Annotated in this window: 13 protein-coding genes; 4 read left to right on the top strand and 9 right to left on the bottom strand. The window is 64.8% G+C overall.

Going from position 1 to position 13,956, the window contains the following annotated elements:
- Positions 1-48: 48 nt before the first annotated feature.
- The 7 genes from H8A92_RS21840 to H8A92_RS21810 all read right to left on the bottom strand — a co-directional run bounded on the left by H8A92_RS21840 (position 49) and on the right by H8A92_RS21810 (position 7,544).
- Positions 49-195 carry a hypothetical protein gene (locus tag H8A92_RS21840; protein WP_229182807.1) on the bottom strand — a complete coding sequence of 49 codons (147 nt, stop codon included), beginning with the start codon at positions 193-195 and terminating at the stop codon, positions 49-51.
- Between the two features lie 242 nt (positions 196-437).
- Positions 438-917, bottom strand: coding sequence for a MaoC family dehydratase (locus H8A92_RS21835; protein WP_229197652.1), 480 nt, complete (start codon positions 915-917; stop codon positions 438-440).
- A 14-nt stretch (positions 918-931) separates the two neighbouring features.
- Positions 932-2,656 carry an AMP-binding protein gene (locus tag H8A92_RS21830; protein ID WP_229197651.1) on the bottom strand — a complete coding sequence of 575 codons (1,725 nt, stop codon included), beginning with the start codon at positions 2,654-2,656 and terminating at the stop codon, positions 932-934.
- A 135-nt stretch (positions 2,657-2,791) separates the two neighbouring features.
- A complete protein-coding gene (mmsB, locus tag H8A92_RS21825) occupies positions 2,792-3,679 on the bottom strand; it encodes a 3-hydroxyisobutyrate dehydrogenase (RefSeq protein ID WP_229197650.1) in 888 nt (295 codons plus the stop codon).
- A gap of 24 nt (positions 3,680-3,703) precedes the next feature.
- Positions 3,704-4,786, bottom strand: a complete 1,083-nt coding sequence (locus tag H8A92_RS21820; protein ID WP_229197649.1) for an enoyl-CoA hydratase/isomerase family protein — start codon at positions 4,784-4,786, stop codon at positions 3,704-3,706.
- Entirely contained in the window at positions 4,783-5,928 is a 1,146-nt protein-coding gene (locus H8A92_RS21815) for an isobutyryl-CoA dehydrogenase (protein WP_229197648.1), read from the bottom strand. Before H8A92_RS21815 ends, H8A92_RS21820 begins: the two co-directional genes overlap by 4 nt.
- Before the next feature lie 119 nt (positions 5,929-6,047).
- Complete coding sequence (locus H8A92_RS21810; protein ID WP_229197647.1) at positions 6,048-7,544, bottom strand: CoA-acylating methylmalonate-semialdehyde dehydrogenase; 1,497 nt, start codon at positions 7,542-7,544, stop codon at positions 6,048-6,050.
- Positions 7,545-7,664: 120 nt separating this feature from the next.
- On the opposite strand from H8A92_RS21810, the gene H8A92_RS21805 reads away from it, so the two are divergent.
- Positions 7,665-8,582, top strand: a complete 918-nt coding sequence (locus H8A92_RS21805; protein WP_229197646.1) for a LysR family transcriptional regulator — start codon at positions 7,665-7,667, stop codon at positions 8,580-8,582.
- 100 nt (positions 8,583-8,682) lie between these two features.
- On the top strand, positions 8,683-9,177 hold the full coding sequence (locus H8A92_RS21800; protein WP_229197645.1) for a ParB N-terminal domain-containing protein: 495 nt from the start codon (positions 8,683-8,685) through the stop codon (positions 9,175-9,177).
- Positions 9,178-9,231: 54 nt separating this feature from the next.
- Here the strand turns inward: H8A92_RS21800 and H8A92_RS21795 are convergent, their stop codons facing one another.
- Together H8A92_RS21795 and H8A92_RS21790 are read right to left on the bottom strand one after the other, a co-directional pair.
- The gene (locus tag H8A92_RS21795; protein WP_163161018.1) at positions 9,232-9,840 is read right to left on the bottom strand and encodes a TetR/AcrR family transcriptional regulator; all 609 of its coding nucleotides are present in this window, start codon (positions 9,838-9,840) and stop codon (positions 9,232-9,234) included.
- A 60-nt stretch (positions 9,841-9,900) separates the two neighbouring features.
- Entirely contained in the window at positions 9,901-10,440 is a 540-nt protein-coding gene (locus tag H8A92_RS21790; protein ID WP_229197644.1) for a PaaI family thioesterase, read from the bottom strand.
- Between the two features lie 132 nt (positions 10,441-10,572).
- Here H8A92_RS21790 and H8A92_RS21785 point away from each other — a divergent pair, with 132 nt between their 5' ends.
- Positions 10,573-11,343: an enoyl-CoA hydratase gene (locus H8A92_RS21785; protein WP_229197643.1), complete on the top strand. Its 771-nt coding sequence runs from the start codon at positions 10,573-10,575 to the stop codon at positions 11,341-11,343.
- A 321-nt stretch (positions 11,344-11,664) separates the two neighbouring features.
- On the top strand, positions 11,665-13,944 hold the full coding sequence (locus H8A92_RS21780; protein ID WP_229197642.1) for an FdhF/YdeP family oxidoreductase: 2,280 nt from the start codon (positions 11,665-11,667) through the stop codon (positions 13,942-13,944).
- Positions 13,945-13,956: the final 12 nt, after the last annotated feature.

Raw genomic sequence — 13,956 nt, 5'->3', positions numbered from 1 at the left:
GGCCGGGTCAAGTCCGGCCAGGAGAAGCCGGGACAGCGGCCGGGCGCGCTAGACGTCAGGGGTCATCGACCCGCAGGGCTTCAGGCTTTTGAGCAGGTGCCCGTTCCAGCACTCGTGGTGCTCCTGGGCGTAGCTGATCGAGCCGATCACAATCAGAGCGACTACGACAAGTCCGGCGACGATGTTCTGCACCATGGCTGCCACTCCCGGGACCGCACCGCCTAAAGCAGGCATGATGGACACCAGGGATCAAAGCCGTCAATGCGCCACTTGGACTAAAGCGAGCTAGCTCCACCGCTTCCGCCTGCGGGAAAGGTGGAGCTACTCAACCATCTGCGAGAGCCTTTTCCGTTCCGATGGAATCGGAACGGGACTCCGGATTCTTGTTCGGAGCGTTTCCTTCACGCGTACCGGTGCCCACTCCGCTGGAAAACGCTCTAGCTGAAATAGATCAGGCCGAGCCAGTCGGCGACCAGCGCGGGCTTGTCCTCGCCATCGATCTCGACCGTGACATTGGTGCGCGACAGCAGTTCCTTCGGCTTGCGCAGCGTGGCTTCCGCCAGCACGAAGCGGCCGCGCACGCGCTTGCCCGAGCGCACCGGCGAGATGAAACGCAGCTTGTCGAAGCCGTAATTGACGCCCATCGCAGTGCCCTCGAGCACCGGCATCACCTCGTAGGACATGATCGACAGCAGCGACATCGTGAGGAAGCCGTGGGCGATCGTGGTGCCGAACGCGGTCTCCTTCCTGGCGCGCTCCGGATCGACATGGATGAACTGGTGATCCTCGATCACGTCGGCATAGGTGTCGATGCGGCCCTGATCCAGCAGGTGCCACGAGGACACACCGATCTCCTTGCCGACCATGCCCTGGTAGGTTTCCAGCGACACCGGCGGCTTCTTCCAGACTTCGTTCATTTGGCTAACCTCCGCTAACCGGAGGTCCGCACCTTCTGCAGCTCCGGAAATTCTTCCTCGCGGAACTCGGCTCCGCGCAACGCATCGCTTCTGACATCGTCATGTTCGAGCCGGCGCAACTGCACCCGACGGATTTTTCCAGAAATCGTCTTGGGCAGTTCGGTGACCAGCTCGATCTTGCGGATGCGTTTAAACGGTGCGAGCCGCGTGTGCAAATGTTTGAAGATCGACAGCGCCGTCTCCGGGCTGCGCTCGACACCGGAGACCAGCAGCACATAGGCCTTGGGGACTGCCAGCCGGATCGGATCCGGGCTCGGCACGACGGCCGCTTCCGCCACCGCGTCATGCTCGAGCAGCACGCTTTCGAGCTCGAACGGCGAGATGCGGTAGTCGGATGATTTGAACACGTCGTCGGTGCGGCCGACGAAGGTCAGATAGCCATCGTCATCGGTGAACACGACGTCGCCGCTGCGATAGATATCGCCGTCGGTGCCGATCAATCTGCCGTCGTCGCCCTGATAGCCCTGCATCAGGCCCGCCGGCCTGTCGGCGCCGAGCAACAGCGTCACCTCGCCTTCCTTCGCGGGGTGACCGTCATTGTCGGTCACCTGCACGCGATAGCCCGGCAGCGGCCGGCCCATCGAGCCGACCTTCACCTTCTGTCCCGGCGAATTGCCGGCCAGCGCCGTGGTCTCGGTCTGGCCGTAGCCGTCGCGGATGGTCAGGCCCCAAGCGGATTTGACCTGGTCGATGATCTCGGGATTGAGCGGCTCGCCGGCGCCGCAGACTTCACGCAGCGAAACCTTGAAGCTCGCGAGGTCTTCCTGAATGAACATCCGCCACACTGTCGGCGGCGCGCACAGCGTGGTGACGCCGCAGCGGCCGATGATCGAGAGCAGCCCCTTCGCCTCGAAGCGTGGCTGGTTGGCGATGAAGATCGTTGCGCCAGCATTCCACGGAGCAAAGAAGCAGCTCCAGGCATGCTTGGCCCAGCCGGGCGAGGAAATGTTGAGATGGATGTCGCCGGGTTGCAGGCCGATCCAGTACATGGTCGAGAGATGGCCGACCGGATAGCTGCGCTGGCTGTGCCGCACCAGTTTTGGCTTCGCCGTGGTGCCCGAGGTGAAATACAGCAGCATCGGATCGTCGGCCTTGGTCGGGCCGTCGGCCGTGAACGCGTCGGATTGCTTCGCTGCGTCCTCGAACGGCAGCCAGCCGTCCTGTGTCTGCGTCGTGCCGACCACGATGCGGACAAGCTTGTCGCTGCCGAGGCCCGCGAATTTCGCGACCTGATCCTGCGTCGCGACCACCGCCTTCGCCTTGCCGCGGTCGAGCCGGTCGCGCAATTCATCCGCGGTGAGTAGCGTGGTTGCGGGGATCACGACGACGCCGAGCTTCATCGCCGCCAGCATGGTCTCCCACAGCGGCACCACATTGCCGAGCAGCAGCAGCAGATGATCGCCGCGCTTCAGTCCCTGCGCGCGCAGGAAGTTGGCCACTCGATTGGAACGTCGCGACAATTCTGCAAACGACAGCCTGGTCTCGTTGCCGCTGGCGGCATCGACGATCCACAGCGCCGTCCGGTCGCGGCTGTCGACATTGTGCGCCAGCTCGGCATCGAACCAGTCCAGCGCCCAGTTGAACGGCACCGGATCGGGCCAGCGAAATCCCCTCACCGCCGCGTCGTAGTCGGTGCGGTGCTTGAGCAGAAAGGCGCGTGCGTCCTGAAATGTGGTCATCCGGCTTCACCACGTTTTATGGCGTCATCCTGAGGAGCCGCGCCTCGCGCGGCGTCTCGAAGGATGGCCACAGGCACTGCGTTCAGCATCCTTCGAGGCTCGCTGGCGCTCGCGCCTCAGGATGACGCATAGAGATTACTTCCCAGCGAGGCTGCGAACGTGCTGGATAATTCCGGAAAAGTCGACCCCGCCATGACCCGACGCGTCGAAGGTCTTATAGAGCTCCTGCGCATGCTTGCCGAGCGGCGTCACCGCACCGGCGGCGTTGGCGGCGTCCTGCGCCAGCGTCAGGTCCTTCACCATCAGGTTGGATGCGAAACCCGGCTTGTAGTCGTTGTTGGCCGGCGACGTCGGCACCGGGCCGGGAACCGGGCAATAGGTGGTGAGCGACCAGCACTGGCCCGACGAGGTCGAGGCGACGTCGAACAGCGCCTGGTGCGACAGGCCGAGCTTTTCGGCCAGCACGAACGCCTCGCCGACCGCGATCATGGAAATGCCGAGGATCATGTTGTTGCAGATCTTGGCCGCCTGCCCCGCGCCGCCGGCGCCGCAATGCACGATCTTCTTGCCCATGTTGGCCAGCATCGGCTGGGCCGCCGCGAAGGCGTTCGGCTCACCGCCGCACATGAAGGTCAACGTCGCGCCCTTGGCGCCGCCGGTGCCGCCGGAGACCGGCGCGTCGACGGAGGCCATGCCATGCTTGGCCGCAAGCGCATGCGCCTGCTTGGCGCTTTCGACGTCGATGGTCGAGCAGTCGATGATCAGCGCGCCTTTGCTCATGGCGGGAAGCACTTCGTTCCAGACACCGAGCACGTGCTTGCCGGCCGGCAGCATGGTGATGACCACGTCGGCGCTCTTCACTGCACTGACGCTGCTCTCGGCGATCGCGGCACCGTCGCTCTTGGCCTGATCGCGGGAAGCGGCAACCAGATCGAACGCGGTCACCTTGTGTCCGGCCTTGACCAGATTGGCCGCCATCGGCCCGCCCATATTGCCGAGCCCGATGAATGCGACGTTTGCCATGGGAGTCCTCCGCTTGCGACGTTTCTATTTGCCGTCAGGAAATTTCAGTTCGTCGGCGCCGATCTCGGCGAAGTAAGGCGCCAGCATTCCGGGCGTCACGTCTTCGATCCGGCTCGGCTGCCACTTCGGATTGCGGTCCTTGTCGATCACGGCGGCGCGCACGCCTTCGCGGAAATCGTCGCTGGCGAACACTTCGAGCGCGGCGCGATATTCGCGCACCAGGCACTCTTCCACCGTCTCGGTCGCCCGCGCCAGCCGCAGCAGCTTCAGTGTCACCACCATGCCGCGCGGCGATTTTTCGCCGAGCGTCTTCAAGGTCGACTGCGCCAACTCCGAGCCATCGGCCTCCAGCGCCACAACGATGTCTTCCATCCGTCCGCGAGCGAACCAGTCGTCAATTTTTTCCTGGAGTGCGGCCACGGGACCTGCCTTCTCGCCGGTCGCAAAGCCCGCGATCAGCCGGTCGATCGCGGCCGAGTTGGTGCCCGGCGCAATCTTGGTCAGCGCCTCGCGCAACGCCGGGAGTTTTGCGCTCGGCACCACAGCGTCGGCGAATTTGGCGTAGATCGCGTCCGGACCATTCATGGTGGTGCCGGTAAGACCAAAGTAAGTCCCGATCTCGCCCGGCGAACGCGACAGCAGATAGGTGCCGCCGACGTCAGGGAAGAAGCCGAGCCCGACCTCGGGCATCGCGAGTTTCGTCCGTTCGGTCACCACGCGGTGGCGGCTGTGCGCCGACAGCCCGACGCCGCCGCCCATCACGATGCCGTCCATGAAGGCGACATAGGGTTTCGGGAACTTCTTGATCCGCGCGTTGAGGATGTACTCGTCACGCCACAGGATCTTGCCGAGATCGCCCTTGACCTTCGAGCTTTCCCAGAGCGCGCGGATGTCGCCACCGGCGCACAGCCCGCGCTCGCCGGCCCCCTCCAGCACGATGACCGCAACATCGGGATCGGCTTCGAACACGTCGAGCGCCTTGTCGATGTCGTGGAACATCTCCAGTGTCACGGCATTGATCGCCTTCGGCCGGTTGAGCCGGATGATGCCGGCCGCCCCTTCCTTGCGCGCGATCAGGTCGCCTTCGGCAGCGGCCGCATCATTCATCGTGCGCCCTCGATCAACTTGCGCGACACGATCAGCCGCATGATTTCATTGGTGCCTTCGAGGATCTGGTGCACCCGCAGATCGCGCACGATCTTCTCGACGCCGTATTCGCTGAGATAGCCGTAGCCGCCGTGCAGTTGCAGCGCCTGGTTGGCGACCTCGAAGCCGACATCGGTGCCGAACCGCTTGGCCATCGCGCACAGCATGGACGCGTCAGCATCCTTGCGGTCGAGCGCGGCCGCCGCGCGCCACAGGAAGGTGCGCGCCGCCTCGAGCTCGGTCGCCATGTCGGCGATCTTGAACTGCAGCGCCTGGAATTCGTCGAGGCGTTTGCCGAAGGCCTTGCGGTCCTTCATGTAGGCCAGCGCCTTGTCGAGCGCCGCCTGGGCGCCGCCGAGCGAGCACGCCGCGATGTTGAGACGACCGCCGTCGAGGCCGGCCATCGCGATCTTGAAGCCGATACCCTCTTCCCCAAGCCGGTTCTCCACCGGTACGCGCGCGTTCTCGAACACGACCGCGCGGGTCGGCTGTGCATTCCAGCCCATCTTGCGCTCATTGGCGCCGAACGACACGCCCGGCGTCTTGCCGTCGATCACGACCGTCGAGACGCCACCAGGGCCTTCGCCGCCGGTGCGCACCATCGCGACCAGGAGATCGGTGCTGCCGGCGCCCGAGATGAACTGCTTCTGGCCGTTAAGCACATAATGATCGCCGTCGCGCACCGCACGGGTGCGAAGCGCGGCGGCGTCGGAGCCGGCGCCCGGCTCGGTCAGGCAGTAGCTGGCGATCAGCTCCATGGTGCAGAGCTTCGGCAGCCATTGGTGGCGCTGGGTGTCGTTGCCATAGGCATCGATCATCCAGGACGCCATGTTGTGGATCGAGATGAAGGCCGACGTGGTCGGGCAGCCCGTCGCCAGCGCCTCGAAGATCAGCGCCGCGTCGAACCGCGTCATCGCCGAACCGCCGACATCATCCTTGATATAGATGCCGCCGATGCCGAGGCCGGCGGCCTCGCGCATCACGTCGACCGGAAAGTGCTTCTTCTCGTCCCATTCGAGCGCGTGCGGCGCGATCCTCGAAGCCGCAAATGCCCGCGCCATGTCGCGAACCGCGATCTGGTCCTCGTTGAGAGCGAACTGCATTTTGGCTGCTCATTGTTGTCGTCATTGCGAGGAGCGAAGCGACGAAGCAATCCATTCTTCCAGGTCGAAGATAGTTGGATTGCTTCGCTGCGCTCGCAATGACGGCCTAGGCTACACCATCACTTCATCGTCGGGATCGAGAACTCCGCACCGTCCTTGACGCCGGACGGCCACCGCGAGGTCACCGTCTTGGTCTTGGTGTAGAAGCGGATCGAGTCCGGGCCGTGCTGGTTGAGATCGCCGAATCCGGACTTCTTCCAGCCGCCGAAGGTGTAGTAGGCGATCGGCACCGGGATCGGCACGTTGATGCCGACCATGCCGACATTGACCTTGGCGGCGAAGTCGCGCGCCGTGTCGCCGTCGCGGGTGAAGATCGCAACGCCGTTGCCATAATCATGGTCGGACGGCAGCGCGAGCGCCTCGTGGTAATCGTGAGCGCGCACCACCGAGAGCACCGGGCCGAAGATCTCTTCCTTGTAGATCCGCATATCCTTGGTGACGTTGTCGAACAGCGAACCGCCGAGATAGAAGCCCTTCTCGTAACCCTGCATCTTGAAGCCGCGGCCGTCGACGGCGAGCTTGGCGCCTTCCTTGATGCCGATGTCGATGTAGCTCTTGACCTTCTCGACCGCCTCGCGGGTCACCAGCGGGCCGTAATCTGCCGACGGATCGACCGACGTGCCGATCTTGAGCGACTCGACGCGCGGGATCAGCTTTTCCATCAGGCGATCGGCGGTGGTCTTGCCGACCGGCACCGCAACCGACACCGCCATGCAGCGCTCGCCGGCCGAGCCGTAGCCAGCGCCGATCAGCGCATCGACGGTCTGGTCCATGTCGGCATCGGGCATGATGATGGCGTGGTTCTTGGCGCCGCCGAAGCACTGGCAGCGCTTGCCGGTCTGCGCGGCGCGTTCATAGATATATTGTGCAATGGGCGTCGAGCCGACGAAGCCGATCGCCTTGATATCGGGATCGTCGAGGATGGCGTCGACCGCTTCCTTGTCGCCGTTGACGACGTTGAGGATGCCGGCCGGAAGCCCTGCTTCGATCATCAGCTGGGCCAGCGCCATCGGCACGCCGGGATCGCGCTCGGACGGCTTCAGGATGAAGGCGTTGCCGCAGGCGATCGCGGGCGCGAACTTCCACATCGGGATCATCGCCGGGAAGTTGAACGGCGTGATGCCGGCGACCACTCCGAGCGGCTGGCGCATCGAATAGATGTCGATGCCGGGGCCTGCGCCCTCGGTGTACTCGCCCTTCATCAGATGCGGAATGCCGCAGGCGAACTCGGCGACTTCGAGGCCGCGCTGGATGTCGCCCTTGGCGTCGGGAACCGTCTTGCCGTGCTCACGCGCCAGCAGCTCGGCGAGCTTGTCGTAGTCGCGCTGCACCAGCTCGACAAACTTCATCATGACGCGGGCGCGGCGCTGGGGGTTGGTCGCGGCCCATTCCGGCTGCGCGGCCTTGGCGTTCTCGACCGCGGCGCGGAGCTCGGCCTTGGAGGCCAGCGCCACCTTGGCCTGGACGTCGCCGGTCATCGGCTCGAAGACATCAGCCGTACGGCCCGACGTGCCCTTGACCTCCTTGCCACCGATGAAATGTCCGATTGAGCGCATGGATAAACCTCCCTGAAGGACCTGAATCGCCAGCCGGCCGGCGGGATCACTTTACAAACCCTATTGACCCTGCATTTTATAGGATTCAAGTCCGATAAATTGCACCATAGATGTGCGGAAATGCTGGATCAAGGCGGCGGCACAATCGACTGGGATGACTTCCGCTTCGTGCTTGCCATCGTGCGCGGCGGGTCGGTTTCGGCTGCCGCCAAGCAGCTCGGCGTCGATCATGCCACAGTGATCCGGCGTGTCGACCGGCTGGAGCGCCACCTCTCCGCAAAACTGTTTGATCGCCGCAAGACCGGCTATCTCCTGACCGAGGCCGGCCAGCGTGTCGCCGACAGCGCGGAAGCGATGGAATCCACCATCGTCGCCAACCAGGAGGCGGTGGGTGGCTCGCGCGCGCATCTCACCGGCACGGTGCGGATCGGCGCGCCCGACGGCTTCGGCAGCCACTTTTTGGCCTCGCGGCTGGTCAAGTTCACCGAGCGGTACCCCGATCTCGATCTGCAGCTTGTCGCCACCGCGCGGCTGTTCTCGCTCTCCAAGCGCGAGGCCGACATCGCGATCAGCCTGACCATGCCGAAGGAAGGCCGCATCGTCGGCCGCAAGCTGCTCGACTACACGCTCGGGCTTTATGCCGCACCCCGCTATCTCGCGCAGGCGCCGACCATTGCCGCCCGTGCCGACCTGCCGCGGCACCGCTTCGTCGGCTACATCGAGGAGCTCTTGTTCACGCCGGAGCTCGACTACCTGCCGCAGGTCTCGCCGAAGATCTCGGCGAAGTTCCGCAGCGCCAATCTGATCGCGCAGCTCAACGCCACCATCGCCGGCTTCGGCATCGCCGTGCTGCCGCACTTCATGGCGACCGCGCACCCCGAGTTGCAGCCGGTGCTGCGGGACGAGGTGCGGATCTCCCGCACGTTCTGGCTGCTGATGCACGCCGACAGCAAGGACCTCGCCCGCATCCGCGCGGTGGCGGATTACATTTACGAGACCGTGGAAGCCGAGCGCGCGCTGTTCAGCGGGCCGGCCTGACCAGCCCGACCCATCGAGCACAGCTGGAGAAATGCCTTGGCGGCGTGGAGCTTCATCCTTAAACCGTATTGTGGACGGATCCTGAGGAGGGAGTAACACTGTGCCCGACCCGGAAAGTCTTCCAATCGACCAGATCTACGTTCCCGTTAAGAAGAGGAAAACCCTCAGGCCTGAGCTGGTTCAAGAGATCGCGGCGAGTATTCTGGAGGTTGGGCAACAAATGCCCATTCTCGTTCGACCTGATGATGGCCGGCTCGTTTTGCTCGAGGGATTACATCGGCTCGAGGCCTGCAAGGCGCTCGGCGAGACGACTATTCTCGGAGTCCGGGGTTCAGCAGAGACTGCTCACCACAAGACGCTGTTGTCCGACGGAGCTGAAGCCGAGGCAGAGCGGGACAAGATGGCGCGACTGAAGAAGCTGCGCCTCGAAAAGGAAGCTTCCGCGACGGCGGCCAGGGAAACTGCATCAGCCGAGCTTCGGTCACCTCGTTCCGGCACGAGTATCAGACGAGGGTCGTCGGGCGATCCACCGTCGAAAACACGGACGCTGTCGGAATGGCTCACGCAACAAAAGCGCGATGGTGGTCGTTATTGATTGCCGACTTGGCCACCAAAGCGGGAAGAAGCATACGGTGGGCCAGGAACTGCCCTAGTTCGCTTTGGCACGCGGCTTCTTCGCCGCTGTCGCGCGGCCGAGCACCGCCTCACGCCCGGCCGACAGGATCTCATCGGACATTTCGCCATTGCCCGCGATCCGCGACATCACGATGGTGCCCATCATGGTCGCGAGCGCGGCCATCGCCTGCTTGCGCGCGGCCTTGCGCGGCAGGTCCTGGATCTGGTCGGCCATCATGTCGATCATCTGGTCGAGCTTGAGGGCAAAGGCCTTGCGGGTCTTCGGGCTCTCGCGGGCGATCTCGGCACCGAGCGCCGGCACCGCGCAGCCCTGGCCCGGGTCGTCGCGATGCACCGCCGAAAGATAGCCGTCGACCATGGTCGCGAGCCGCTTCTCAGGCGGCACCTCTGCAGTCACCTTGCGCCAGCGCTCGTTGGCGCGATCCATGGCGTAGTTGAAGGCCTCGATCACCAGCGCCTCGCGCGAATCGAAATGTGCGTAGAAGCCGCCATGGGTCAGGCCGGCGTCCTTCATCAGGTCGGCGACGCCGATGCCATGGGCGCCCTTCTCGCGCAGCCGCGTCGCGGCCTTCTTCACGATCCGCGCGTGGGTTTCCTGCTTGTGTTCTTTCGAATAGCGCATGCCGCTCTCATGGAATGTTTCTAATCATATAATAGCAGATTTGCGCCGGGAATGCTGCACTTATTTCGCTTTCGGTTCCCCTCCGAGCATCGAAAATGTCGCAGTCGCGTGCACCGCAAGATTGGCCCTTCCGTCGCGGACGAAGCCCTCGGTGTAGCTGGTCTGCCGGCCGAGCTTGATCACCTTGCCCTCGGCCGAGATGGTTCCGGAGCGCGCGGACAGCGGGCGCAGATAGGTCAGCTTGAGGTCCAGGGTCACCGAGGTCTGCCCCGCCGGCAGCATGGTCGAGATCGCACAGCCCATCGCGGTATCGAGCAGCGCCGCCGCGGTCGCGCCGTGCAGCAGGCCGATGGTGTTCTCGAGGCTCTCATGCGGCTCGAGTTCCATGACGATGCGGCCCTCCTCGACCACGGCGACGCGGAAACCGATCAGCTTGGCCATCGGCGGCGGCGGCAACCGGCCGTCGCGGATCGCGCGCATCGCCTCGATGCCGGACATCGGCAGCGCCGCCTTGGCGACCGGCCCGGGCGCCTGCCATTCCACCACGCGTACGCGCTTCAGATCGGGCGAATGAAGATCGGCGGTCTCGGCGGCGGTCATGACGGCTCCATTTATATGATGAATATAATTCTATATATCCGCTCCGTGCGGCGCAACTGTCGCACCGTGCTTGACAGAGACGTGCTTTGTCCGGGACATGGCGCGATCAATTCCTGCGCCGGGACTTTTTCCATGGACATGCTCAATCCCCACTGCGGCATCGACCGCGACGAAAGAGGCGTCGTCCGCCTCATGATCTGCAACGCCGGCAAGCTGAACATCGTCAGTTCAGCCGTGACCGACGGCGTCCGCGAAGGCTTCGAGCATCTGGCTGCCGACCGTACCATCCGCGCGGTGATCCTCGCCGGCGAGAGCGAGCGCAGCATGATCGGCGGCGCCGACATCAAGGAGATGGCGACGCTCGACCAGAAATCCGCCGAAGCCTTCATCAGCCGCCTGCGCGATCTCTGCGAGGCCGTGCGCAAATTTCCGGCGCCTGTGATCGCCCGCCTGCCCGGCTGGTGCCTCGGCGGCGGCCTCGAGGTCGCGGCCGCCTGCGATGTCCGCGTCGCCGCCCATGACGCAATGTTCGGCATGCCCGAGGTGCGCGTCGGCATCCCCTCGGTGATCCATGCCGCGCTGTTGCCGCGCCTGATCGGCTGGGGCCGTGCCCGCTGGCTGATGATGACCGCGGAAAACATCGACGCCCAAACCGCGCTCGCCTGGGGCCTGGTCGACACCGTGGCAAAGCCCGGCGGCCTCGACGAGGCCGTCGAGCATACCGTGAAGGCGCTCTTGGAATGCGGCCCCGAAGCGCTGCGGATCCAGAAGGACCTGCTGCGCCAGTGGGAAGAGCTGCCGCTGACGGAGTCGGTCAACCTCAGCGTCGGCGTGTTCGGACAGTCGTTCCAGACCGGCGAGCCGCAGCGGCTGCTGCAGGGGTTTCTGGATCGGAAGCGGTAGCCGCAGACGCCTGTAGCCAAATGGAGCGCCGCGAAATCCGGGGTGCGTCATCCGCGGAACGAGTTGTCCCGGTTTACGCGGAGCCTGTCATCGGGCGCGCGTTCGCGCGACCCGTTGGCTCCATCCAGGCTACGCGTTTGACGGACTGTTGACCGCAGGCCTCAGCAGACTAGTCTAACCTCCATCGCGAGGCTGGCGCTTCTGATCGAGAACGTCGATCGAAGCGCGCCCGATCTCGCGAACTGCCGCGCACGCGGCCAACAAAACAATCACTTTCGGGACCAACGCACGGGGCACACTCCAACAATTGCAGGAGGACATATGGTCCAGAAGCGCGACGTTCCCGGTATCCGACCCTATGATGCTCCGGCCGGCGGCTGGGGCGCCCTCAAGGCCACTGCGATCGCGGTGCGCGACCAGATGGAGCTGGTCGAGGCGCCGATCACGCTGCTCCGCACCAACAAGCCCGACGGCTTCGATTGTCCGGGCTGCGCCTGGCCCGACAAGGAGCACACCTCCACCTTCCAGTTCTGCGAGAACGGCGCCAAGGCCGTGACCTGGGAGGCGACCAGCAAGCGCGTCACGCCTCAGTTCTTCGCTGACCACACTGTCACCGAACTGCTGACCTGGACCGACTTCCATCTCGAGAACGAGGGCCGCCTGACCGACCCCCTCGCCTATGACGCCGCGAGCGACACCTACCAGCCGATCACATGGGATAACGCCTTCGCGCGGATCGGCGAAACGCTCCGCAGCCTGCCCAATCCAGACATGGCCGAGTTCTATACCTCCGGCCGCGCCTCGAACGAGGCCGCCTTCCTGTTCCAGATCTTCGCGCGCGAATACGGCACCAACAATTTCCCCGACTGCTCGAACATGTGCCACGAGGCGACCAGCGTCGGGCTGCCGCAATCGATCGGCATCGGCAAGGGCACGGTATCGCTGGACGATTTCGACCACTGCGAGCTGATCATCGCGATGGGCCACAACCCCGGCACCAACCATCCGCGCATGATGGGCACCTTGTGGGAGGTCTCGCGCCGCGGCGTGCCGATCATCGTGTTCAATCCGCTGCGCGAGCGCGCGCTGGAGCGCTTTGCCGATCCGCAGGATCCGATCGAGATGGCGACGCTGGGCTCGACCCGCATTGCCTCGACCTATTATCAGCCGAAGGTCGGCGCCGACGCCGCGGTGCTGAAGGGCGTCATGAAGGCGCTGATCGAGAAGGACGACGCGACGCACCACGTGCTCGACCATGCCTTCATCGCCGAGCACACCAACGGCTTTGCGGCGTTCGCCGCCGATCTGCGCGCGACGCCGTGGGACAAGATCGAGACCGTCTCCGGCTTCAGCCGCGCCCAGCTCGGCGAGGTCGCGGCCGCCTACGCCAAATCCAACGCCACCATCGTCACCTACGGCATGGGCATCACCCAGCACATGCGCGGCACCGACAACGTCCAGCAGATCGCAAACCTGCTGCTGCTGAAGGGCAACTACGGCAAGCCCGGCGCCGGCATCTGCCCGCTGCGCGGCCACTCCAACGTGCAGGGCAACCGCACGGTCGGCATTACCGAGAAGCCCAACATCCCGATGTTCGAGGGCATCGAGCGTACCTTCGGCTTCAAGCCGCCGAGCCATCACGGCCACGACGCGGTCGCGGCGATGGAGGCGATCGACGACGGACGATCCAAAGTGCTGGTCTGCCTCGGCGGCAATTTTGCCATCGCGCTGCCCGATCCCGAGCGCTGCACCGCCGCCATGCGCAAGCTCGAGCTCGCCGTCCATCTCGGCACCAAGCTCAACCGCTCGCATCTTCTGGTCGGCAAGCAGTCGATCATCCTGCCGGTGCTGGGCCGCACCGAGCGCGACCTCCAGGCCTCCGGGCCCCAGGTCGTGACGGTCGAGGATTCGATGTCGATGGTGCACGCCTCGCGCGGCAAGCTGACCCCGGCTTCCGAAAATCTGCTCTCGGAATCGGCGATCGTTGCCGGCATGGCGATGGCAACCCTGCCGGCGAGCAAGGTGCCGTGGACCGACCTGATCGCCGATTACGACCGCATCCGGGACGCCATCGAGGGCGTCTTCCCGGACTTCAAGGATTACAACGCGCGGATCCGGATTCCCGGCGGCTTCCGCCTGCCGCTGCCGCCGACCGAGCGCAAATGGACCACGGCGTCCGGCAAGGCCGAATTCCTGATCTTCGACGGCCTCGAAGAGGACCCGGTGCTGTCGGACAAGTCAGTCCTCAAGCTCGCCACCATCCGCAGCCACGATCAGTACAACACCACGATCTATGGCTTGAACGACCGCTATCGCGGCGTGTTCGGACGCCGCGACGTGCTGTTCGCCAACGAGGCGGACTTGACCGCGCGCGGCCTCGCCCATGGCGATCTCGTCGAGATCGAAACCGCGCTGCCCTCGGGCGAGCCGCGGCGCCTCACGCTGACCGCGATCGTCTACGACATCGCCCGCGGCTCGGTCGCCGCTTACTATCCGGAGGCGAACGGCCTCGTGCCGCTCGACTATCAGGACAAGGAAAGCGGCACGCCGTCGTACAAATCGGTGCCTGTCCACATCCGCCGCGCCGCCCAGGCGGCGTGAGCGCAATCCTCT

This window comes from Bradyrhizobium acaciae (genome assembly GCF_020889785.1).
GTDB classification, from domain to species: Bacteria; Pseudomonadota; Alphaproteobacteria; order Rhizobiales; family Xanthobacteraceae; genus Bradyrhizobium; species Bradyrhizobium acaciae.
The sequence above is the reverse complement of the archived record's forward strand: the minus strand, read 5'-3'. Positions and strand labels throughout refer to the sequence as shown.

What these genes read in the sequence shown, in the direction of transcription:
- H8A92_RS21785 (WP_229197643.1), top strand. Translation starts at nt 10,573, where the DNA reads ATGGACATGCTCAATCCCCACTGCGGCATCGACCGCGACGAAAGAGGC.
- H8A92_RS21805 (WP_229197646.1), top strand. Translation starts at nt 7,665, where the DNA reads ATGCTGGATCAAGGCGGCGGCACAATCGACTGGGATGACTTCCGCTTC.
- H8A92_RS21790 (WP_229197644.1), bottom strand. Translation starts at nt 10,440, where the DNA reads ATGACCGCCGCCGAGACCGCCGATCTTCATTCGCCCGATCTGAAGCGC.
- H8A92_RS21795 (WP_163161018.1), bottom strand. Translation starts at nt 9,840, where the DNA reads ATGCGCTATTCGAAAGAACACAAGCAGGAAACCCACGCGCGGATCGTG.
- H8A92_RS21840 (WP_229182807.1), bottom strand. Translation starts at nt 195, where the DNA reads ATGGTGCAGAACATCGTCGCCGGACTTGTCGTAGTCGCTCTGATTGTG.
- mmsB (WP_229197650.1), bottom strand. Translation starts at nt 3,679, where the DNA reads ATGGCAAACGTCGCATTCATCGGGCTCGGCAATATGGGCGGGCCGATG.
- H8A92_RS21780 (WP_229197642.1), top strand. Translation starts at nt 11,665, where the DNA reads ATGGTCCAGAAGCGCGACGTTCCCGGTATCCGACCCTATGATGCTCCG.
- H8A92_RS21830 (WP_229197651.1), bottom strand. Translation starts at nt 2,656, where the DNA reads ATGACCACATTTCAGGACGCACGCGCCTTTCTGCTCAAGCACCGCACC.
- H8A92_RS21815 (WP_229197648.1), bottom strand. Translation starts at nt 5,928, where the DNA reads ATGCAGTTCGCTCTCAACGAGGACCAGATCGCGGTTCGCGACATGGCG.
- H8A92_RS21810 (WP_229197647.1), bottom strand. Translation starts at nt 7,544, where the DNA reads ATGCGCTCAATCGGACATTTCATCGGTGGCAAGGAGGTCAAGGGCACG.
- H8A92_RS21835 (WP_229197652.1), bottom strand. Translation starts at nt 917, where the DNA reads ATGAACGAAGTCTGGAAGAAGCCGCCGGTGTCGCTGGAAACCTACCAG.
- H8A92_RS21820 (WP_229197649.1), bottom strand. Translation starts at nt 4,786, where the DNA reads ATGAATGATGCGGCCGCTGCCGAAGGCGACCTGATCGCGCGCAAGGAA.